The following is a 20,126-nucleotide window of genomic DNA, read 5'->3' as shown; positions in this document are numbered from 1 at the left end:
CACATTAAAAATGCTTTTTAGTGCCACTTGAAAAAACGGCACATTCTTAAACAGTCTCCTGCTGCGGAAAATGCAGAAACACTCATGTAAATAGGAGAGAGGACTTGAGAACCGTCACAGTCCTATAGCGAAACCCGAAGCGTTATTGTTTTACTCATCAATAACAGCCGCTATAACTCTCACACATGGAAAAGATAGCTATGAAAATTTTACCTTTAATTTCGTTAGGAATTATAGCAAGTGCCGCGATCGCACTAGCCCCTGAAGCTTTGGCAAGTACCTGGCGTGCCGCACACCGGATGTCTGGTTTTTCCGCCGACAGCAATTACTACTTGTACCTAGAAAGTTCCAGAGATACAGGAGCGGGAATTCCCAAAGCAGAATTGCAAATTGTCCAAGTTGCTGCAAATTCCTGCATCAGAAATGGGTGTATCGAAACTAAATATGGCGAACCAGACTCCAATAAAAGCACTAAAATGGCAGAAGATGACTTGCTTAAAAAAACTTGGAATAGCAGGCAAACTTTGAAGTTAACTCCTCCTCACGCTGGAACTAAACTCAACATTATTTCTCGTACTCCCGGAGCTAATGGAAGCGAGACAGTCGCCGTCAGAGTCAATACAGCAAAGCCTTTACAAATTCGCCTAGAACAGCGGCAAAAAAATGCTTCTGCTGGCAGAGAAAGCGCCGCCATGCGTCTTGTAATTAATCATAACGGTCGGCAGCGTGTCCTCGGATCGCTAAACAATTTTCAAGATTGGGTGTTCTCTTATTCAATCCGAGAAGTTCGTTTGTCTCCGAACCGGCGCAATGTCGTTGTGCTGGTGGACAAGACAGAACGCACTTTTGAAGGAGTCTTGAAAACTACTGTTGTACAAGGCTTTCTTCTTTAGGCTTGCTATATTCCCAGGTTTTGACCTGGGAATTATCAAAAATTACGCAGAACCCCTATCTGTAAGGTGCACAACGCGCACCTACAGATAGAGCCTGTGCGTAAGTCCGGGTTGTTAATTATTCTTTATTGTGATAATTGATATATCAATACATTTTAAAATTTTCCTCTTCCTTCCTCCCTCTTTCTTTTTCCTGGAATATCTGCCTCCTGACTATTGATATCATGTCCGATGATTGAGCGCGATTAAATGCCGGGGCGGGTTTACAGATTTTCCCGTTTCTATTCAATATCTTGGCGAACCCGCCCCTACAGGAATTATGGTTAATTGACCGGACATGATATGACAAATGCTCAATCATTAATCCGTGTATCCGCGTCCAAATCCATATCTTGCCTGACAATCAAGCATCCAGGATACAAGCCCCCGGATTCATTCGTCCAGAAATAAAAAACCTGTATCCGAGAAACTTGCCCCCCGAATCGATCCGTAGGGTCAATGCTTCAATTCTTTAATCTAAAATCTAAAATCTAAAATCTAAAATCGATTGACTTCATGCCTGCATCACAACCCGTTCCGGGAGACTGACAATAAAAGTAGAACCTTTCCCGTCTTCGCTTTCAACGCTAATTTCGCCGCCGAGAATTTGACACAAACGCTGGCTAATTGTCAATCCCAAACCCGTCCCTCCGTATTTGCGGGTAGTCGAAGCATCAGCTTGGGTAAAAGGTTTAAATATCTGCTCTAATTGCTCGTTTGTCATGCCGATGCCGGTGTCGCTGACTCGAAACATTAAAACTTGAGAAGTGTAGCTTGAACCAGAGTGAATATCATTATTTTTATTTTGTTTGGTCGGTCTTGATTTTTCTATTTTCATTCTTTCGACGCCGATAGTAATGACGCCTTTTTCGGTAAACTTGGCAGCATTGCTGAGCAAATTAAGGAGAATTTGCCGCACTTTCGGTTGGTCGGCGTACATTGTACCGAGTTCGCCTTTGGTTTTCAGTGCTAAAGAATTGCCTTTTTTTTCTACTAGCGGTTGAGCCGTAGTCATCACTTCTTCAATCATGGTCGCCACGTCGAAGTTTTCCAAATAAAGGGTGACGTGACCGGCTTCTATTTTGGAAATGTCGAGGATGTCGCTAATCATATCCAGCAGGTGTTTGCCGGCGGTTTGAATTTTTTCTAAGTCTGGCAGAAAGTCTTCTGAACCCGAATCTTGAGCATCTTCTTGCAGCATTTCGCTGTAGTTAATGATGGCGTTGAGGGGGGTGCGTAGTTCGTGGCTCATGTTGGCGAGAAATGCACTTTTCGAGCGGTTGGCAGCTTCGGCTGCTACTTTTGCTTCGTGCAATTCTTCTGTGTATTCCGCTACTCTTTGGATTAGTTCGTTGAGGGAAATTGCTAGCATTCCCACTTCGTCGGAAGTAGTGACGGGTACTTGCAAGTCAAAGTTAGATTCTTCTGTCACTCGCTGAGCGATGAGGGTTGTGGCTTCTAAGGAGCGAGCGATCGCCCCGCTGGTGTATGCTGCTAGAATTGCTGCGATCGCACCTGATATCAAGAGAGAGCCTACGAGAATGAGAGTTCCGAGTTTTTCGGCATTTTCGTAGGTTCTCAATGCCTCGTCTGCTTTCTCGCGAAAGTTGACGGCCAGTTGGGCTGAATCCTCGGAAAACTGTTTGAGTTTCAAAGCAGTTTCGCCGGCCACAAAATTGTTCAAGTTCCGCCCGAAAGCCTGCTGCTGTTGCGGATTCAAAGCAGATAATTTGGCAGCAGCCAACAATTTTTGTACTTGTTGAAAGTATGATTCTACGGTTTTGCCGTTGGCTTGAGCGAACTGTTGAAGCTGTTGGTAGTCTTTGGCAACATCGGGATTCTTCGTCGGCGGTAGAGTTTGCAGTTGTTCGAGGATGCCGCTCATCTGAGCAACGCGAGTCAGGAATTCCGATCGTTCGCGATCGAAAATTTGCGGTTTGGCCGTCAGACTCGCGAGCTCTTGCTGCTGAATTCTGACTTCCTGCACCGTGTGATTGAGGTTTGTTAAGATTTCCGCTTTGTCTCGGTCGATCGCTAGTTTTTCTCTAACTTGCTGTTTGTGATAGGATTCTACTCCCCGTCCCGCCACAGCACCCAAAACGGCAATACCAATGACCAATGCGTATCCGCAGCCGATTTTCTGCCTGATACCCAAGCGGCCCAACAGACTTTTCAACCCTATTTGAGGACGGTTCTGCAGTTGATTTTTCAAAGCTAAGGTTAAAGACATGGGCAATGTACTCGTCACCTTTGAGAGGCACCATCTATATTCTAATTGATGCCTGTCTGAGGGTAAATAAAGTTCTGGCTTCAAGCCAGCTTTCGGCAGTTATTGGGCCTTTGCAGGGTTCCACAGCTCGATCGGCTTGACAGTTTGGATGAGTTATGCGTAACAAATTATAGCAGAAGGAAGAAGAAAGAAGGAAGAAACAGTCAAAGGGAGGGTTTGAGTGATTAAGAACCTACTCACCGTCGGGCGTGGTTGCGAGATAAGTTGCGAGTTATAAGTTGCAAGTTATGAGTTAGATTTCTGATTAAAAACTCTACTCTCCTGGCAACCTACAACTCTATCCTTGTTCCCCTACTGGCAAAGTCGAAATTGTGCTATCTCAGCAGGAATTCTTGAAGCATTAGGTACGCTAGCACTTGCTGGAACGAAGATTCCCAGGCCGTAACTGCAACCCTCTGCCGTCGTGCATTCCCCAGGCTTAGCACTGATTTGATATTCGCCTTGGGATGGGGGAGTAAAAGAGATTGACGCCAGTTCGCCTGTTTTTTGACTCACAGCGACTTCCTGACCGCTTGCATCCTTGAGAGATAAGTTTAAATCCTGGCAATTTCCATCGCAAGTGGCAACAAAAACATACTCCACATTAGGATGCAGCGTGGCTCTAAAAGGAGATGAAACTTGCTTGCGAACTTGGCCCAGCAACGGCACAAATACTAATTTTTGACCGTTGCCTTTCCGCTGATCAAATTCAGTTTTCAAGCGACAAACAACCGTTTTTTGGTCGTCCGTCAGTCCTTGAGCAATAGCATTTCCTACGATTGTAGTACCGAGGAGCAGGGCCATGCCGGAAATAACCAGATGTTTGATATTCATTGATGTCCGGTAAAGTTAATTTTGGGTGATTGCAATAGACCGCTTTTGTCAGCAGTCTATTAGTTTATCTGGAGCCTATCACATTTGTTGGGGAATTGGGAATTGGGCATAGGGCATAGGGCATGGAGAATTGGGCGTGGGGCATGGGGCATGGAGAACTGGTAACAGTTAACAGTCAACTGTCAACCACCAATAACCAATAACCAATGACTAAATCATTTCTTGCGAAAATCCCACGCGGGAACAAATTTAGAATCTCCCCAAACGCCGCGGCGATTTTTCTTAGCTTCTGCTTCCGCTTGTTCCAGAATACTTGCACTCGGACAATTTTTCAAGTAAGGACGGTAAACCATTGCTAATCCTTCGCGGGTCAAAACTTCTTGGGCAAATGTGCCGTTTGGCAAGCGAACTTCGCTCACTTTGCGGCCGTAGCGGTCAGTATCGGTGACGGTCAAAACAACGCGGCCGCCCCCTTGATTGACAAGCTGCTGCATTCTTTGGTGCGCTAGATTTCCCCACTTAAATTGATTTTTTTTTGCTGCTGCTTTGCTATTTTTTTCAGCATTTGTGTGGGCGACTTCCGGTGCATCTATGCAGGCAAAACGCACTTTTATATCTTTCCCGGCGGCATCGCTGGCGACAAGGGTGTCGCCGTCGCTGACTCGCTTGACAGCATAGTTGTTGGGCGCTAACTTTTGTGGACACCCGAATAGTAGCAATAGCAGAGCAACTGCACTTAAGGTTTTTATTTTTGGGAAAATGGCGATTTTAAGTTGGCTCATATTTCTCTGTTTTATTTAGTTTCCATCCAATTTTGCCCAGCGTGGATGTCAACTATCAGCGGTACCATACCGGGCGCATTTTCCATTGCACTTGTATTTTTCGGCAGAGCATTTTCCATCGCACTTATAATTGTCGGAGCACTTTCCATCGCACTTCTAATTTTTGGTTGCAATTCTTCCCATTCATCGGGAGGGACTTCAAAGATTAATTCATCGTGAACTTGCAGCAGCAGCCGCGCCTGATAGTTTTGCAAAATTTTGTGTACCTCAATCATGGCAAGTTTAATGATATCAGCACTGGAACCTTGAATGGGAGCGTTGGCTGCGGCCCGCAAAGATTGGGCGTCATCTCTGCTGAGAGATTTAAGTCGATCGGAGTGAATGTCTTGGGGATTGCGGCCTATTAAGTCGCGGAGGCTTTCGCTCTCGAAGTTTAAGTAACGGCGGCGGCCTAAAATTGTGGTAACGTATCCGAGGGCGATCGCCTCTTTTTTTACTTTCTCCAAATATTCAAAAACTTTACTATAGCGAGCGTTAAATTTAGCAATAAACTCCTTGCCATCTTTGGAAGTCTTGCCCATCGAACGACCAAACTTAATCGCCCCCATACCGTAAACTACCCCAAAATTAATCGTTTTGCCAAACCTGCGCTCGTCGGGAGTTATTTCTTCCTTTTCAAACAAAAGTTGAGCCGTCACGGTATGCACATCTCGGTTATTTTGATAAGCTTCAATTAACACAGGTTCTTGACTCAAATGAGCCAAAATTCGCAGTTCAATTTGAGAATAGTCAGCCGACACCATCAGCCAACCTGCTTCGGGTACAAAAGCCTTGCGAATTTGCTTAGAAAATTCCGTACCGATTGGAATATTCTGCAAATTAGGATTAGAAGAAGACAGACGACCTGTGTCTGTAACAGTTTGATTGAAATCAGTATGCAATCGCTGAGTATCGGGACGCACCCGCTTCGGTATAGCATCTACATAGGTAGAGTAAAGCTTTTGCAGGGTACGGTAATCTAAGATAGCATCGACAACCTTATGGTCTCCTTGCAAATTTTCTAGGAAAGAAGCATCGGTGGAGTAAAAGCCTGTCGCGGTTTTACGAGACTTTTTGGTGTTTAGCTTGAGTATGTCAAACAGAAGTTCGCTCAACTGGGATGGTGAGTTCAACTTTAAAAGTTCACTCGGTGCTGTGTTTTCAACTTTCTGCTTAATTTCTGCCAAATTAAGGTTATTTTTTGGCAATATTTTCTTGAGATAAGGCTTTAAAATTGCACTAGGTACGGCTTCGTACACTTTCTGAGGAACCGTCCCTAAAGTGGGTTCGATATGTTCGATTTTTTCGGCTATATAAGCCTTGAAATCCTCAAGAGGTATGGCGTTATAAATTTCCTGCTCAATTGCTGCTAATTGCGGTTCCAGTTGATTGGAGAGTTCTTTAAGATGTCCTAGGTCTATGCGAACCCCCTGATATTCCATTTCTGCTAAAACTGGTTCTAGGGGCTGTTCTACTTCCAGCAGCAACTTCTGCAAAGACTTATCTGGAAAGCTAGATTCATCAGCTTCCTTCAATTTGGCTTTAAGTGCCCCAACCAAGTGAAATGTAGTGTAAACATCCATGCCGCAGTAGTCGGCTACTTCTCGAATGCTGATGTCAGCAATTGTTTGGTTTTTCGATACTAATTTATTATAACTTTTGGGATTATTGCGTAAGTATTCCCTTAACGATTCGCTGACACTGTGATTGTCTTCTGACTCGACTAAGTATTTCTTTGACAATTCGCTGAGGCTGTGGCTATTTTCTGGATTGAGTACGTAACTGGCTAGCATGGTGTCGAAGACGACTCCTGCTAGTTTGATTCCCTGACAGCGCAGGATCGATCGATCGAACTTAGCATTTTGCAGCGCCTTGGGATAATTCTCGCTTTCCAAAATCGGACGCAAAGCAGTTAAAACTGTGGCTTTGTCCAAGTTTTTGCCCGTTTTGTGTCCGGTGGGAATGTAAGCTACATCTTGTTCACCGGTTCCCCAACAGCAGCCAATTCCGACTAATTCAGCGTCTCGCGGTTCGATGGCGGTGGTTTCGGTATCCCACGCCACGGGTGTAGTTTTGTCGGTGAAGGTTTGTAGCCGTTGGACTAATTCGTTTAACTGTTCGGTTGTTTGAATTATTCGGGGTTTAATTGGTAATTTTTTTGCTTCCTGAGCGGCTAGGGTATCAGCATAAGTCCAAAACCATAAGGCATTTTCTTCTGAAATTTCAGAAGTTGGAGGTGACTTATCTATTGTGGGGTGGGCATCTTGCCCGCCCTGTTCCAAGGGCTTTTCTACACCCTCCAATGGCTGTTCTAGGGTGTTTTCCGACGAGGCAGAGCCTCTGGATATGTGTTCCCGGGCAGAGCCTGGGAACGAGGATTCTTCGGGTTTTTCCTTCTCTTCAACGCCACCAAAACGCTTTTGAATTTGTTTTACTTTGCTTAAAAATGTTTTAAATTCCAACTTTTCCAGCATGGGAATCAAGGCTGATTCGTCAAAACCTATAAGCTGGCAATCTTCTAAGTTGATTTCTAATGGCACGTCTTGGACAATTGTCGCCATGCGTTGAGAATGATAAGCAGCTTCTTTGCCTTCTTCTAGCTTTTTCTTAGTTGCTCCTTTAATCTCATCAATGGCTGCATAAATTCCATCAAGGGAATTGTAAGCTTCCAGCAATTGCAGGGCGGTTTTGTCGCCGATGCCTTTGACTCCGGGGATGTTGTCGGATTTGTCGCCGCAGAGGGATTTGTAATCTATTACTTGTTCGGGCAAAATACCGAGTTTGGCTTTGACTTCTTCCGGGCCGTATTCTTGGGATTTGCCTTTGCCCGATCGCCTGAGCTCATCCGTACTCAAATACAATACGCTGATTTGTTTTTCGGTTTCTACTAATTGAAACAAATCTCGATCGCCCGTGAGGATTTTGACCTGATAACCCGCCGCGCTGGCTTTGTTTGCCAAAGTTCCCAAAACATCGTCCGCCTCAAAGCCGGGAGCAGTTATTGCTGGTAAATTCAAATAGGTGAGGAGTTCTTGCAGGTTTTTGATATCGGGAATAAAATCTTCGGGAGTTTCCGCACGACCGGCTTTGTAAGTTTCGTCTGCTTCGTGGCGAAATGTGGGTGTGGCGAGGTCAAAGGCGATCGCCATGTACTGGGGGTCGTGGGCCGCCATGACTTCCAGCAGGGACTTGAGAAAGCCAAAACAGACGCTGGTGGGAATGCCTGTCGTAGTTCGCAAGCCTCCGTCTCGACTTTTGGCGAAGGCGAAGTAGGAGCGAAAGGCCAGGGAGTGGCCGTCAACTAAGATGAAGATGGGAGCTTGATTTGCCGACACAGACACAAATACCGATCGCACGAAAGGATTTTCTCATTGTACTCAGTTGTCCGCCTGCATTGATCGACCCTAGGGATGACCGACAGACTTGAGAACGCTTGACAAGCGAATTTCAAAGGTGGTACCCGCCACGTGATTGCTCCGTGGAATCAATCCAGAATCGAAAATCGAAAATCCTTGCGTCCCCCGCATTTATCTCGCGCAAGTCAATCTAAAATCTAAAATCTAAAATCTAAAATCGATTGACACTCGATCGGATCTCAGCTTACTGTGCAGCTTGGCTGAGAATAGTAGAAGATGTTAAGTACGATTCCCTAGGGGATAGCTTCGCTTCACGCGAATTTACCAACACCTGCCCCAAGCCTATGGCTGACATTAATCGATGCTACGAAATCCTCGAAATTGAGCCGGGAACTTCCCTAGAAGAAATTAAGCGCGCTTACAGGGATTTAGCGTTTGTGTGGCATCCCGATCGATTTGCCCACAACGATCGCCTGCAACAAAAAGCTCACCAAAGATTAACAGAAATTAATGAAGCTTACCAGGAGTTGGTGTTGTTTCTGAGTCAGCCTGAATCGAGGTCGATCGAACAACAGTTTCAGCAGCCACCACCGCCTGCGCCGGAAAAACCCCTGAGAAGGCGTTCTGCAAAATCAGCCGCCAGGCCTGGTCAAGAGCGCCGTCAAACCCGCCCAAAAGCCGCCTCCAAAAAATTTCTCACTCAAAAAAACTCTTCAAGAAAGAAACGATTTACCACTCACAGTCGCCCAGGGTGGCGGGGCACAAAGCAACCAGGGCGAAGCGTTGCGAGGAAAGCAGGGCGATCTCAAAACTATCGAAAGCTTACTTCGAGAAGGAAAACAGAATTTTCAACTCAATACTCAAAACCACGAATCCCGCCGAGGGAAGTGCGCCCATCTCAACAGTATTCAAGCTTCCCTTGGTGGCCGCTGGCAATCGCCGTGGTGAGTTACGCTTTGACCGGTTGGATTTTGACGAAATCAGCCGCCCCGCTGTGGATGTGGGCTTTAATCTGCGGTGCAGATTGGCTGTGGGCCGCGATTTTGCTGGCGGAGGGTTCGGCAACGCCTAGAGTGTGGCTGGCGGCGTTAGTTTTGGCTGGGGCGGTGGGGGGGTCGATCGCTGGTTTTCAGGCGGGAGGAATGGTAACAGGGGCTGCTTGGGCCGCAGTTGGGGCTGGTTTGGGGGCGATCGCCAGTTCCGAGGCCCAGTATCGGGCTGTGGCTGCTGTTTTGGCTGTAGGGGGAGTGGTGGCAGTGGTGGGATTGATGGCGGGAACGGTTTCTGGGAATTGGGTTAAGGCGTTGGTGGCGGCCGTGTGTTGGGCGCTTGTCGGCTTGATGTGCGGGCTGGCGACGGAACTAGGCGTCAATTCTGGCGGCCCCGTCGGGCTCCGAGGTGCGATCGGGCTGGGGATTGGGGCGTGGGCGGGGGTTTTTGCTGGGGCGGGTTCGGGGGAGATCGTCGAAGCCTTGGCTATCGCCGGATCTAAGACTGTTTATGGGGCTTGGGCTGCGATCGGCATTATTGCTGGAGTTGTGGCGCGGATGGTAGCTGCTGAAAGGTTGATCCACAACGGCAACGGGCTTTATACGGTTATCCTGTTGGTGGCTACTTCCGGTTTTGGGCTGTGGCTGGGAAGCTGGTTGGGCGATCGTATCTTTTAAATCAGTTAACAGTCAACAGTTAACAGTCAACAGTTAACAGTTAACTGTCATGAGGATTGCAACCGGAATTGATGTAAATCCCAGCACTTATCGCTTTTCAGCAGCGCTTCAAACTCAGCGCTTGGCAAAGCTGGGCTGAAAAGATGGCCTTGAATTTCGTCGCATTCGTACTCGCACAAAAAATCAAGTTCTTGCTTATTTTCTACCCCCTCAGCCACCACCGTCATGTTCATGCAGTGTGCCATTTGAATAATCGCTATTGTGATCGCTGCATTTTGGCGATCGTCTGCAATATCGCGAATAAAACTCTTGTCAATTTTGATCGCATCAAATGGAAAGCGTTTTGGATAACTCAAAGAAGAATATCCCATTCCAAAATCATCAATTGCTATCCTAATCCCCTGCTCTTTCCACACCGTAAAAGCTTTAGCTGCTGCAATTTCGTCTTGCAAAACCAGACTTTCCGTCAGTTCTAATTCCAAACACTTGGGATCGAGAGCGGTTTCTGTTAATATCTCCCTGACTCTTTCCGTGAAATTTTTGCGCTCGAATTGACGGGCTGACACGTTAACTGCGACTCGCAGGGGCGGTAAACCTGCTATTTGCCATGTTTTAGTTTGCCTGCAAGCAGTCTCTAATACCCATTCACCCAACGGCGCAATCAAGCCCATCTCTTCAGCCATTGGAATAAATTCCCCCGGAGAAACTCGCCCCCGTTCAGGATGATTCCAGCGCACCAAAGCTTCAGCACCAATGATTTTACCTGTTTTAATTGCTATTTTAGGCTGATAGTAAATTTCAAATTCTGAGCTTTTTAACGCATGGCGCAGGGAAGTTTCTTGAAGAATTGTATTGATGAAATAATTAGCATTTGTGGGATTATAAAAATGATAATTATTGCCGCCTTTCTGCTGAGATTCATACATTGCTATATAAGCATTTTTCAGCATTTCATCTCCGTCGGTGCCGTCTCCGGGATACAAGCAGATCCCGATACTAGCAGTGACATAGACTTCGCAATCTTTGACAATCATAGATTGGGATACAATATCTAAAATGTTTTGAGCAATTTTAGCCACATCCTGTTTTTCGGCCACTGGTTTAAGAATCAGCGCGAATTCTGCCGCTTCCAAACGAGCAACAATATTAATGTTTTCCATGCAGTTAGTTAGCCGCTGGGCGATGGTGCAAAGCACTGAGTCGCCGATATCGTGTCCCCAGGTAGTGTTAATGCGGTTGATTTTATCTAAGCTAAGCGTGATAACTGGAACGACTCCTGACAATTCTTTTTGACCCTCTAATACTCGACTTAACTTTTCTCGCAAAAATGAACGATTCGGCAGGTTTGTCAAGCTGTCATACTGATGTCGGTAGAGTGCCAGTTGAATAGTTGTATGCAAGTTTTTTTCTTCAAATGGCTTGACAATATAGCCAAACGGTTTTGTACTATTGACTCGTCGCAAAGTAGTTTCATCGGCATAGGCTGTCAGATAAACTACCGGGATTTGAAATCGCAAGCGAATTTCTTCCGCTGCTGTAATGCCGTCGATTTCTCCTTGGAGGTTAACATCCATTAAAACTAAATCCGGGCGCAACTTGGCGGCCGATTCAATCGCTTCTTCTCCCGAATATACCATCCCAGTTATTCTATATCCTAGAGATATCAAACTGTCGGAAATGTCTTCCGCAATGATGCTCTCGTCTTCAACTATCAGAATTTTTTTGTTGGACACTAAATTTTCTCCTTAGAGTGCAATTTGGGCTGATAAAAGGTTATTCTAAAAGTCGTGCCAGCAGTTTCCAACAGTTCTATTCCCCCCCGGATTTGCTTGACTAAAGACCCCACAAGTCGCAAACCCAATGTTCGGGCTGTGCGATAATCTAAGTCTTGAGGAAAACCAATTCCGTTGTCACTCACGGTTAGCACGCAAAATCTGTTATTATCTAAAGTGAAATCTATGTTAATTTTACCTTTAAGTTGTCCTTTAAAGGCATATTTGAGGGCGTTTGTCACAAGCTCGTTGATAATTAACCCGCAAGGAACTGCCGTATCAATATTGAGAGAACACGGCGCAATATTTGTTTGCAAGTTGACGCCTTCTGCATGATTTTCATAAGCTTGGAATAAATTGTGGGCGAGATTTTGGATGTATTCAGCAAAGTCAATGTTTGACAAGTCTTTGGATTGATACAATTGTTCGTGAACCAGGGCCATTGATCTGACTCGGTTTTGACTTTCTTTTAACATTTCACTAACGCGGCTGTCTTGAATGTAGCGAGACTGAAGTTTCAGCAGGCTAGAAATAACTTGGAGGTTGTTTTTGACGCGGTGGTGAATTTCTTGGAGAAGGACTTCTTTTTCGGCGAGGGAGGCTTTGATTTGATCCTCATCCCGTTTGCGGTCTGTAATGTCGCGTACTACAGCTTGGAGAAATTTTTGTCCGTTAATTTCCATTGCGTTTAACAGAACTTCGGCAGAAAATTCTGAACCGTCGAGTCGTTGGTGTACCCAGTCAAATCGACAGCTACCTATGAGCATTGCTATGTTCATTTTCTGTGCAGCTAAACTGGCTGAATCTTGTCCGTTAGGCTGAAATGGCGGGGAAAATTCCCTCGGATGCTTGCCGTAAAATTCTTGTTTGTTGCTACAGCCAAATATTTTTAAGGTGGCGGGGTTGCAGTCAAAAAACTCATGTTCGTCAAGCAACATTACTGCGTCGCTGGTGGCTTCATAAAGGCTGCGAAATTTGTGTTCTGATTCTTGCAACGAGCAGATCAATTGGTTTTTGAGAGCTTCCGCACGCTTGCGATCGGTAATGTCTATTCCTACAGAAACTGCTGCGGTTCCCTGATGATATTTCTGAGCTACTATCAAATAGTTGCGGACGAAACCGTTAATTTCTATTTCTATTTCTTGGCAGGTTTGCTGAGATGAACTGTTAAAAAAAATTCGGATCAGTTCTCCGAAAGTCGAGCCTTTGTCGAGAAAGTTGATTTCTTGACCGACAAAGCTTTCAGGAGACAGGTTGAATGAGGTTGCTAAGTGCTGGTTGACTCCGATATACCGCAAATCGGAACTGATCCAAGAAATCAGTCCGGGTACGGCATCCAAAACGGCGCGAAGTTGGTCTGTAGCTTCTTTGAGTGCTTCTTCCGATCGCTTGCGATCGCTAATATCTGTCGCCGTTCCGCACAACCCTAAAATAGCGCCGTTTTCAGCTTGGTTGACGATGCTGTTGACGCGCAGGTGGACGGGAGTACCGTCTTTGCGAAGGTGCACTGTTTCGTAAGGAGAATTAGCGCTTTGTGGCTGAATTTTGGTTCTCGCTAAAAGTTGGGCAAATATTTCTCTTGGTCTATTTTCTTGACCGGGAACTAAAAAATCGGTGAAGCGCCGTCCGATCATTTCTGGCGGTTCGTAACCGTAGATGCGTTTGGCGGCGGAATTGACAAAAGTCAAGAGGCCTTCAATATCGATCGACCAAATCAATTCTTGGGAGGTTTCTACGAGGTTGCGGTACTTTTTTTCGCTTTCGGCAAGTGCTGCATTGAAGACTGCCGTTTGCTGCTGAAGTCTGTCTTCTAATTCTTGATTTGCCGTTTTCAGACTGGCGATGGACTGCTCGCGCTCGGTAATTTCAGTAGAAACACCGACGGCGCCGACAACTTCGCCGTTTCCATCTCGCAGGGCTGCCGATCGAATTTCGTGAATACAATGCCCCTGTCGGGCATTCCAATTGCGATCGTTTCCTGCTAATACCTCGGCAATATTTTCTAAGATATCTGGCTGGCTGCTGTAAACTTCAAAAATCGATCGCCCGACAGTTGCACCTGGTTTGAGTCCCAAATTTTCTAATCCTTTCCCCGCTGCCAGAGTTAACTTGCCTTCTCTGTCTGTTGCCCACAGGAAAATTGGGGCACAACTGACAGCGGCGTGAAGGGTTTCGTTGGCAAGTTTTAGCCGATCGATTTCTGCGTGAAGCCGATCGCGCGTGCTGTTTAATTCTACCGTTAGTCGATCGGCTTTTTGCTGCCAACTGGCAGCCGTATCGCACATTTCTACGAGATTGCGGGAACGACAGATGGATTGGTTGCAGTGTGACATGGTTACTCTAGGGCGCACTGTATATTTAACCCCAGCCTATCTTTTAAGCATAAACTTTTTAAGTCAAATATTACAATTAGCAGGAATACTCATCCAACCAAGATGCGATATATTAAAGCTAGTTTAAAGGATTCAGAAAATGCTCCTTGCTCAGGCTTTCTGGCAACAGTTCACAAATTGATAATAAGCTGAATAATGCCTGTAACTCAGTATTCTTACGGTAACTATTTGTAGTATTGCAAAAATAAATTCCGCAATTCTCGGCTTGCACAATAACTGGGATTGTAAATTTATTATATTTGTTTGCGTAGATTCACGCACCGAGGAATCTGGAATCTGGAATTTAGAAATATAGCCAGCGCGCCCGACCGTTAGGACGCGCTTAGGATCGCGAATTAAATAACTTACAATTTTAATTGTTATTGTGGGATGGGCGGGACGCCCATCCCACAAACTTGTGGAAGTTATTTAATTCTCATTCCTTAATTGCACTTGTCCCATGCGTATCGCCTCTGCCTTCTTCCTTCTTCTTTCTGCCTTCTTCCTTTTTCCCTCTTCCCTCTTTCTTCCATGCGCTACATAATCCGTTGCCGAACTTCCTTCAATTAATTCCCCAAATTTTGACAGTTTTGTCGATACTGCCACTGATAATAGTTTCACCATCGCTGCTAAAAGTAAGACAAGTAACAGAGTTTTGATGTCCGCTGAGAGTATGAATATGTTCGCCGGTACTGGCATTCCAAAATTTGATATTACCATCGGCACTAGCACTGACAACAGTGAGTCCGTCGGGACTAAAGGCGATCGCATTTATCGAGTTAAAATGCCCGGCCAAAGTGATTGAAGTATCTGGATTCGATAGCTGCCGCAGTTGAATGTTTCTGTCCCAGCCGCCAGTAGCCAAAGTCTGCCCGTCTGGGCTGAAAGCCAGACAATTCGCGTAACCTTTAATTGTTTGAAAGCATTCTCTGCTGCGGAGGTTCCACAGTTTAATTGTACCGTCAGAACTGCTGCTAGCGAGAGTTTGTGCGATCGGGCTAAAAGCAAGACTAACAATTCCTGCTTTATGAGCTCCCCAAGTTAAAAGACTGCCAAAAGTACAGATTAACTTTCCCGTCTCTAAATTCCAAATTTTAATAGTAGTATCTGCCGAACCGCTGGCGATAACTTGACTGTCGGGACTGATAACAATTGCGCTAATTTCCGCTTCATGTCCGAGGGAAGTATGCTGCAATTCTCCTCCCTGCCAAATTTCGATCGCACGATGTTTCGGAGTATTTCTGCTTCTCACAAAAACTTCACTTTCTTGGCAAAGGACAAAAGTTTCTTGAGCGCGGGGATACTTGTCAACAGTATAGAGTATTTCTCCTGTCTCTACATCGCAAATTCTAATTATTTTGCCGTGCAAACTAGCCGTGCAAGATCCTCCGGGACTAATCGCAACATTTGTCCCAGTTTTCACAGTGCGGATGCAGTCAAAAAGCTTGTAAGGCACGAATTCTTTTAAAGCTTGGCGGACTAGAGGTTCTGTCCTCGATCGCAAAATTAAATAAGCAACTCGCTGCACTTCTGCTGCGGGGTCAAGCAGCGCCTCAATTGCTAAATTTAAACCAGCGCCTCCGTATTTAGGAGCATCTTTAACAGCGGCAATCCGAGCCTCGATACTAGGACTGTTGAAGCGCTGCTTGACCCCGGCGATGCCTCCCAAAACAGCGGCGGCGATCGGGATTTGACTTTGGCCGCCGAGGACGGCATCATATTCTCTGGGTTGGTTAGAATTGTCGGGCATCATACGATTTTAGATTTTAGATTTTGGATTTTAGATTTGAAGAATTGGAGGATTGAAGAAAGCGAACTCACGGATCAATCGGGGGAATTGTTGTCGGATATATCGTATTGTTTAGGTTGCTTACAATTATCGGCTATCATACGATTTTAGATTTTAGATTGAAGAATTGGAGGATTGAAAAAAGCGAACTCACGGATAAATCGGGGGAATTGTTATCGGATACTCTGTTGTGAATTTCTGCACAGATGAATCCGGGGGCTTGTAACCTGGCTGCTTTCGGTGACGCTCAAACCTCGTTTAAGATCGCAAGTTCTAACTTATTGACTGTTGCAGTTTATAGTATTATAATCAAATCAGCGTTTCACACAAAAATCCGAAAGTGATATGTCACACTTCACAACGATCAAGGTTCAGATCAAGAACGGCGAACTGCTGCATCAAGTGTTGGAAGAGTTGGGTTATCAAGTAGAGTCCAATGTGCAGGTACGGGGTTATCGGGGTGACAAAACTAATGCCGAGTACGTGATTCGGCAATCCAATGGTTACGATTTGGGTTTTCGCCGCAACGGAGAGGATTACGAATTGGTAGCGGATTTTTGGGGCGCTCGAATTAATCAGCAGGAATTTGTCAATTCAATTAGTCAAAAATACGCGCGCAAAAGTTTGATGGCGGCGGTGCAGTCAGAGGGTTTTCATGTTGAAGAAGAGGAAACTTTGGCAGATGGAACGCTGAGAGTTGTAGTGGGTAGATGGGTTTAATAATTGGGCTTGTTGAACTCGTTTTTATGGACTCAGGACTTACGCAGAATCGGGTTAAAATTAGATTTTTTCGTAAGTCCTAGTACCAATAGGAGAATCACTATGAAATTCGATCGCCCTGAACAACAAATTCAACAAAGTTGGGAGGCTAATGCTGACGCATGGATACAGGCGATCCAATACAACACAATCGAAAGTCGCCGCGCAGCAACCGACGAGGCTATTCTGCAAGCTGTGCTGCGCTATAAGCCTCGGCGAGTTTTGGATGTCGGATGCGGTGAAGGTTGGCTGACGCGCGCCCTAGCAAAGCGCGGTGTTGAGGTTGTCGGAGTTGATGGTTGCGCTGTTTTGGTCGATCGAGCTTGTGAGAAAGGAGGCGGTTGCTTTCGGGCGATCGGCTACGATGAGATTATTGCCGATCCAGCGATACTCGGTCAACCATACGATGGAATTGTCTGTAATTTCTCGCTACTGGGTGAGGAAATTGGAGATTTATTGCGATCGTTACGCAAAGCAATAGTCTCAGACGGACATCTGTTTATCCAGACAGTTCATCCATTCACAGCGTGTCAGGAACAGCCCTATGTTGATGGATGGAAAACCGAGACTTTCGACAACTTCGGCGGAGCTTTTCGAGAGCCGATGCCGTGGTATTTTCGCACAGTTAGTTCGTGGTTTCAACAAGTGTCGGAATCTGGCTGGAGGGTATGTGAATTCAAGGAGCCGACACATCCACAGACGCAGATTCCTCTTTCCATGCTGCTGATTTGTCAGTCACTCGGCGATTGAAATCTTGTCAAACGGACTCCGAGAACAGGGGTAATGAAGAGGGAATTTTGTATAATGCGATCGACGCGATCTAATTATACCAAACTGGTAAACTAATTTTAGGAAAAAAAGATAGTTACCCATGAACATTACAGAACTCAAGACTGCTGTAACGGAACTTTCACAAAATGAGCTCGCAGAGTTTCTCGAAGGGCTTGATGAGTTCCAAGAAGCACTTTGGGATAAGCAAATTGAAGAGGATATGAAAGCAGGCAAATTTGACGCCTTGATTCGACAAGCCGAACAAGCATTTAGTGAAGGAAAGTGTAAGGAAATTTAAAGCATTCTGCATGGAACCTAGTCAGTTACTACCCCCCCAAATCATTACGATTTACAAAGCACCTCAAAAAGGCAAAGGTCAGAAATTACTGAAAGAGGGATTTCAAACCGTCGATTTTCCCTACAATCCTCCTTATGTCGATGGAAATTGCTATTTTGCCGGCCCCCAAGATCGAAGTATTGCAGAAGAGTATAATCAAAGCTATAAAGAAGGGATACTGGAGGTTTCAATTGATAAGTCAAGTTATGAGCAGTATTTCAAGTCGCTGGAATATCGCTATGATGAGAAAGACGGTTACGAGCGAATTGAGGTAATTGTACCTCAACGCTTGTTTGCCATACTCAACCAATTTCCACGAGTCCTCAAACCACATTGAATATTATGGATAGTCAAAGCTGGGAACAAATTAAGTTAAAGTACAGATTGGGGCAATTTTTGCTTGGTAAAGTTGAATATCATGCTCCATTTGGAGTGTTTGTTAATATTGGTGAAGATGCTGTCAAAGGTTTGATTAAAATTCCAGACTTTTTGGATAACGGAGAGATGAGTGAAGAGATGTATCCTGAAATCGGTAGTGCGATCGGTGCAATTGTTGTCGGATATAATGATGCTAATTGTCGTGAAGTGTATCTGAATGCGAAGCCTAGTGTTTTGCATGAAATTCTCGTGCCACTGAGAAGTCGTCCGGTGATGGTGTGAAATAATTAGGTATGCTAAGATCGCAAAATCCCAATTTTCCCGATCGCTGGTTTCAAAGATCGATCGACGCGATATAATTGAAGCAAACGAGTAAATCAATACTATGAGCATTACTCTGACGAAAACCCAAGAACTATTCATCCAAACTAAACTGCAAACTGGTAAATATGGCTCTGCTGAAGAAGTGCTGGAAGTTGCCTTGCGATTGTTAGATGAATACGATCGCGCCGATCGCCAGTGGCTCGATGCTGTACGAGTTAAGATAGATGCTGCTGTTGCCATGTCCGAACATACTCCACCGATTGATGGCGAAACTTTTATTGCAGGGATTTGCGATCGTTTCCGGCAAGTACGCGAGAGTAAACAAGGCTATACTAATTGAAATGCTTGTATGATAGTTGCATTCAATTCCTGCATTTGCTGACTTCCTAACTCGCCCAATCGTCTCAGTATTAATCTCTGTTCAAGACTGACAATCCGAGTCACTCTAACTTTAGAAGATACTTTTAATCCCGTGCTGGGAAATTCGGGATCTGAAGCATTTAAAGCAAATTCATCTAAACTTAGGCTAGTGACATTTTGCGAAGAAATGAAGCAGATCGTAATTTCATCTATGGTTGAACTTGCCCACAGCACTAAAGCCGGACGTAACTTTTTCTGACTCAAATCTGTAAAGGGAAATTCAGCTAAAACAATATCTCCTTTTTTTAGCTTCACTAAATTGGCTCTCCATCTTCAAGGGTGTAAATATCAGGTTCGTCGTGCAGGAATTGAAATGCTCGTCCGCTTTGGGCTAACTGGGCTATTTCCGCAGTAGAAGGATAGGGGATGTTACTAAATAGTTTTGCTTTGATTAGCAATTGCTCTTCTTCTGAGAGTGTCTGGATGATTTGTACCAACGATTCAATGAGTTTTGTGTTCATAGCTGAAAAAATCTGGGGATATTTTATCTTACTTCAACAAGGCAACCTTCGATCGCGACCTAGAGATTTTGCAGCAATTCCTCAAAAGTTTCTCCCTCTGTTGCACAGCCAGGAATAGCAGGAACTTCTGCCCAGTATCCGCCTTATTCTGCTTCGTGAATAATAATTTTGATTTTCAATTGATTCTCCTAATTTCTTTTCAAAACTTACCTTTTCATTACTGTAGGAGACTTTACTCCTCCAAGTCCACCTGTTTAACCTGCTCTAAAGGTATATCTAGCGCTTCTGCAATTTGTTCGTCGCTCAAGCCAAACTGCCGTAATTTATCAATTGTTTCAATCTTAGTTTGATTTTTGGTTTTCTGCTGCGAGTCGGGATTTTTAGGCTGACTTTTATCGGGCGTAGGAGTAGAGGGTTCAGGGCAATTATTTATGCAGCCAATACCAATAAGATTTTTATTAATAGTGTTTTTATTGCCAAAACTTATATTCAGATTTATATGCCTTTCTAACACGGATTCAAGATTACTTTTTTTTACTTGTTCGCCAAACACTTCAGATAACATTTGTAAAAGTTCGTGACTAGCCTTTTTAACGTGCTGGGAGCTATAACCATAAGTTTCTGCAACGTCAGCATATTTTTGACGATTCAGTATTCCCGAAATAATTTTTCGCTGCAAGTTATTTAGACGTTTACCTGTGTTGGTATAGACAGCTTCATCGACAAATTGCAATATCTGAGGACTGTCCATAGGTGGGATGGTGGGATAATTTTAGTTACTATAGCAAACTTTTTCCAACTTTTTCCAACTTTTTTGCTTTGTATACCAGTTGTCGAGCGCCCTTCTAGGAATATCCAACTTTT

Annotated in this window: 18 protein-coding genes; 8 read left to right on the top strand and 10 right to left on the bottom strand. The window is 44.8% G+C overall.

Translation table 11 applies throughout. From position 1 onward, the window contains the following. Nucleotides 1-200: 200 nt before the first annotated feature. Complete coding sequence (locus QUA88_RS18150; protein ID WP_333052778.1) at nucleotides 201-893, top strand: DUF2259 domain-containing protein; 693 nt, start codon at nucleotides 201-203, stop codon at nucleotides 891-893. Nucleotides 894-1,446: 553 nt separating this feature from the next. Here QUA88_RS18150 and QUA88_RS18145 read toward each other — a convergent pair. The 4 genes from QUA88_RS18145 to QUA88_RS18130 form a co-directional block, all read right to left on the bottom strand. Continuing rightward, nucleotides 1,447-3,162: an ATP-binding protein gene (locus QUA88_RS18145; RefSeq protein ID WP_333052777.1), complete on the bottom strand. Its 1,716-nt coding sequence runs from the start codon at nucleotides 3,160-3,162 to the stop codon at nucleotides 1,447-1,449. Nucleotides 3,163-3,513: 351 nt separating this feature from the next. After that, complete coding sequence (locus QUA88_RS18140) at nucleotides 3,514-4,035, bottom strand: hypothetical protein (protein WP_333052775.1); 522 nt, start codon at nucleotides 4,033-4,035, stop codon at nucleotides 3,514-3,516. Between the two features lie 215 nt (nucleotides 4,036-4,250). Continuing rightward, complete coding sequence (locus QUA88_RS18135) at nucleotides 4,251-4,817, bottom strand: thermonuclease family protein (protein ID WP_333052774.1); 567 nt, start codon at nucleotides 4,815-4,817, stop codon at nucleotides 4,251-4,253. An 11-nt stretch (nucleotides 4,818-4,828) separates the two neighbouring features. Next, nucleotides 4,829-8,212 carry a DNA polymerase I gene (locus tag QUA88_RS18130; protein WP_333272987.1) on the bottom strand — a complete coding sequence of 1,128 codons (3,384 nt, stop codon included), beginning with the start codon at nucleotides 8,210-8,212 and terminating at the stop codon, nucleotides 4,829-4,831. Between the two features lie 221 nt (nucleotides 8,213-8,433). On the opposite strand from QUA88_RS18130, the gene QUA88_RS18125 reads away from it, so the two are divergent. After that, nucleotides 8,434-9,879, top strand: a complete 1,446-nt coding sequence (locus tag QUA88_RS18125) for a J domain-containing protein (RefSeq protein ID WP_333272985.1) — start codon at nucleotides 8,434-8,436, stop codon at nucleotides 9,877-9,879. A gap of 47 nt (nucleotides 9,880-9,926) precedes the next feature. On the opposite strand, the gene QUA88_RS18120 is transcribed toward QUA88_RS18125, so the two are convergent. The 3 genes from QUA88_RS18120 to QUA88_RS18110 form a co-directional block, all read right to left on the bottom strand. Next, nucleotides 9,927-11,612, bottom strand: coding sequence for an EAL domain-containing protein (locus QUA88_RS18120; RefSeq protein WP_333052771.1), 1,686 nt, complete (start codon nucleotides 11,610-11,612; stop codon nucleotides 9,927-9,929). Then, nucleotides 11,612-13,984, bottom strand: a complete 2,373-nt coding sequence (locus tag QUA88_RS18115; protein WP_333052770.1) for a PAS domain S-box protein — start codon at nucleotides 13,982-13,984, stop codon at nucleotides 11,612-11,614. Before QUA88_RS18115 ends, QUA88_RS18120 begins: the two co-directional genes overlap by 1 nt. A 601-nt stretch (nucleotides 13,985-14,585) precedes the next feature. Next, complete coding sequence (locus tag QUA88_RS18110) at nucleotides 14,586-15,776, bottom strand: WD40 repeat domain-containing protein (protein ID WP_333204388.1); 1,191 nt, start codon at nucleotides 15,774-15,776, stop codon at nucleotides 14,586-14,588. A 381-nt stretch (nucleotides 15,777-16,157) separates the two neighbouring features. Here QUA88_RS18110 and QUA88_RS18105 point away from each other — a divergent pair, with 381 nt between their 5' ends. From QUA88_RS18105 to QUA88_RS18080, 6 genes are all read left to right on the top strand, one after another. Next, entirely contained in the window at nucleotides 16,158-16,532 is a 375-nt protein-coding gene (locus QUA88_RS18105) for a DUF1257 domain-containing protein (protein WP_333204390.1), read from the top strand. 102 nt (nucleotides 16,533-16,634) lie between these two features. Beyond that, nucleotides 16,635-17,321, top strand: a complete 687-nt coding sequence (locus QUA88_RS18100; RefSeq protein WP_333052767.1) for a class I SAM-dependent methyltransferase — start codon at nucleotides 16,635-16,637, stop codon at nucleotides 17,319-17,321. Nucleotides 17,322-17,442: 121 nt separating this feature from the next. Then, on the top strand, nucleotides 17,443-17,640 hold the full coding sequence (locus tag QUA88_RS18095) for a hypothetical protein (protein ID WP_333052766.1): 198 nt from the start codon (nucleotides 17,443-17,445) through the stop codon (nucleotides 17,638-17,640). 10 nt (nucleotides 17,641-17,650) lie between these two features. Beyond that, a complete protein-coding gene (locus QUA88_RS18090) occupies nucleotides 17,651-18,016 on the top strand; it encodes a hypothetical protein (RefSeq protein ID WP_333052765.1) in 366 nt (121 codons plus the stop codon). Between the two features lie 5 nt (nucleotides 18,017-18,021). Continuing rightward, nucleotides 18,022-18,339 (top strand): RNA-binding protein, encoded by a 318-nt coding sequence (locus QUA88_RS18085; RefSeq protein WP_333052764.1) that lies wholly within the window; start codon nucleotides 18,022-18,024, stop codon nucleotides 18,337-18,339. A 103-nt stretch (nucleotides 18,340-18,442) separates the two neighbouring features. Further along, nucleotides 18,443-18,721, top strand: coding sequence for a type II toxin-antitoxin system ParD family antitoxin (locus QUA88_RS18080; protein WP_333052763.1), 279 nt, complete (start codon nucleotides 18,443-18,445; stop codon nucleotides 18,719-18,721). Here the strand turns inward: QUA88_RS18080 and QUA88_RS18075 are convergent. From QUA88_RS18075 to QUA88_RS18060, 3 genes are all read right to left on the bottom strand, one after another. Further along, nucleotides 18,709-19,056: a type II toxin-antitoxin system PemK/MazF family toxin gene (locus QUA88_RS18075; protein WP_333052762.1), complete on the bottom strand. Its 348-nt coding sequence runs from the start codon at nucleotides 19,054-19,056 to the stop codon at nucleotides 18,709-18,711. The two genes, QUA88_RS18080 and QUA88_RS18075, sit on opposite strands and share 13 nt — an antisense overlap. Beyond that, entirely contained in the window at nucleotides 19,056-19,262 is a 207-nt protein-coding gene (locus QUA88_RS18070) for a hypothetical protein (protein ID WP_333052761.1), read from the bottom strand. Before QUA88_RS18070 ends, QUA88_RS18075 begins: the two co-directional genes overlap by 1 nt. A 232-nt stretch (nucleotides 19,263-19,494) precedes the next feature. Then, a complete protein-coding gene (locus tag QUA88_RS18060; protein WP_333233836.1) occupies nucleotides 19,495-20,013 on the bottom strand; it encodes a hypothetical protein in 519 nt (172 codons plus the stop codon). Between the last annotated feature and the right edge of the window lie 113 nt (nucleotides 20,014-20,126).

The sequence above is a fragment of the Microcoleus sp. D3_18_C2 genome (assembly GCF_036702395.1).
In the GTDB taxonomy this organism is placed as follows: domain Bacteria; phylum Cyanobacteriota; class Cyanobacteriia; order Cyanobacteriales; family Microcoleaceae; genus Microcoleus.
The sequence above is the reverse complement of the archived record's forward strand: the minus strand, read 5'-3'. Positions and strand labels throughout refer to the sequence as shown.

Excerpts from the sequence above, each read along its gene's own strand:
- QUA88_RS18090 (WP_333052765.1), top strand. The coding sequence starts at position 17,651 with ATGGAACCTAGTCAGTTACTACCCCCCCAAATCATTACGATTTACAAA.
- QUA88_RS18100 (WP_333052767.1), top strand. The coding sequence starts at position 16,635 with ATGAAATTCGATCGCCCTGAACAACAAATTCAACAAAGTTGGGAGGCT.
- QUA88_RS18070 (WP_333052761.1), bottom strand. The coding sequence starts at position 19,262 with ATGAACACAAAACTCATTGAATCGTTGGTACAAATCATCCAGACACTC.
- QUA88_RS18060 (WP_333233836.1), bottom strand. The coding sequence starts at position 20,013 with ATGGACAGTCCTCAGATATTGCAATTTGTCGATGAAGCTGTCTATACC.
- QUA88_RS18080 (WP_333052763.1), top strand. The coding sequence starts at position 18,443 with ATGAGCATTACTCTGACGAAAACCCAAGAACTATTCATCCAAACTAAA.
- QUA88_RS18095 (WP_333052766.1), top strand. The coding sequence starts at position 17,443 with ATGAACATTACAGAACTCAAGACTGCTGTAACGGAACTTTCACAAAAT.
- QUA88_RS18115 (WP_333052770.1), bottom strand. The coding sequence starts at position 13,984 with ATGTCACACTGCAACCAATCCATCTGTCGTTCCCGCAATCTCGTAGAA.
- QUA88_RS18105 (WP_333204390.1), top strand. The coding sequence starts at position 16,158 with ATGTCACACTTCACAACGATCAAGGTTCAGATCAAGAACGGCGAACTG.
- QUA88_RS18140 (WP_333052775.1), bottom strand. The coding sequence starts at position 4,035 with ATGAATATCAAACATCTGGTTATTTCCGGCATGGCCCTGCTCCTCGGT.
- QUA88_RS18150 (WP_333052778.1), top strand. The coding sequence starts at position 201 with ATGAAAATTTTACCTTTAATTTCGTTAGGAATTATAGCAAGTGCCGCG.
- QUA88_RS18085 (WP_333052764.1), top strand. The coding sequence starts at position 18,022 with ATGGATAGTCAAAGCTGGGAACAAATTAAGTTAAAGTACAGATTGGGG.
- QUA88_RS18145 (WP_333052777.1), bottom strand. The coding sequence starts at position 3,162 with ATGTCTTTAACCTTAGCTTTGAAAAATCAACTGCAGAACCGTCCTCAA.
- QUA88_RS18135 (WP_333052774.1), bottom strand. The coding sequence starts at position 4,817 with ATGAGCCAACTTAAAATCGCCATTTTCCCAAAAATAAAAACCTTAAGT.
- QUA88_RS18110 (WP_333204388.1), bottom strand. The coding sequence starts at position 15,776 with ATGATGCCCGACAATTCTAACCAACCCAGAGAATATGATGCCGTCCTC.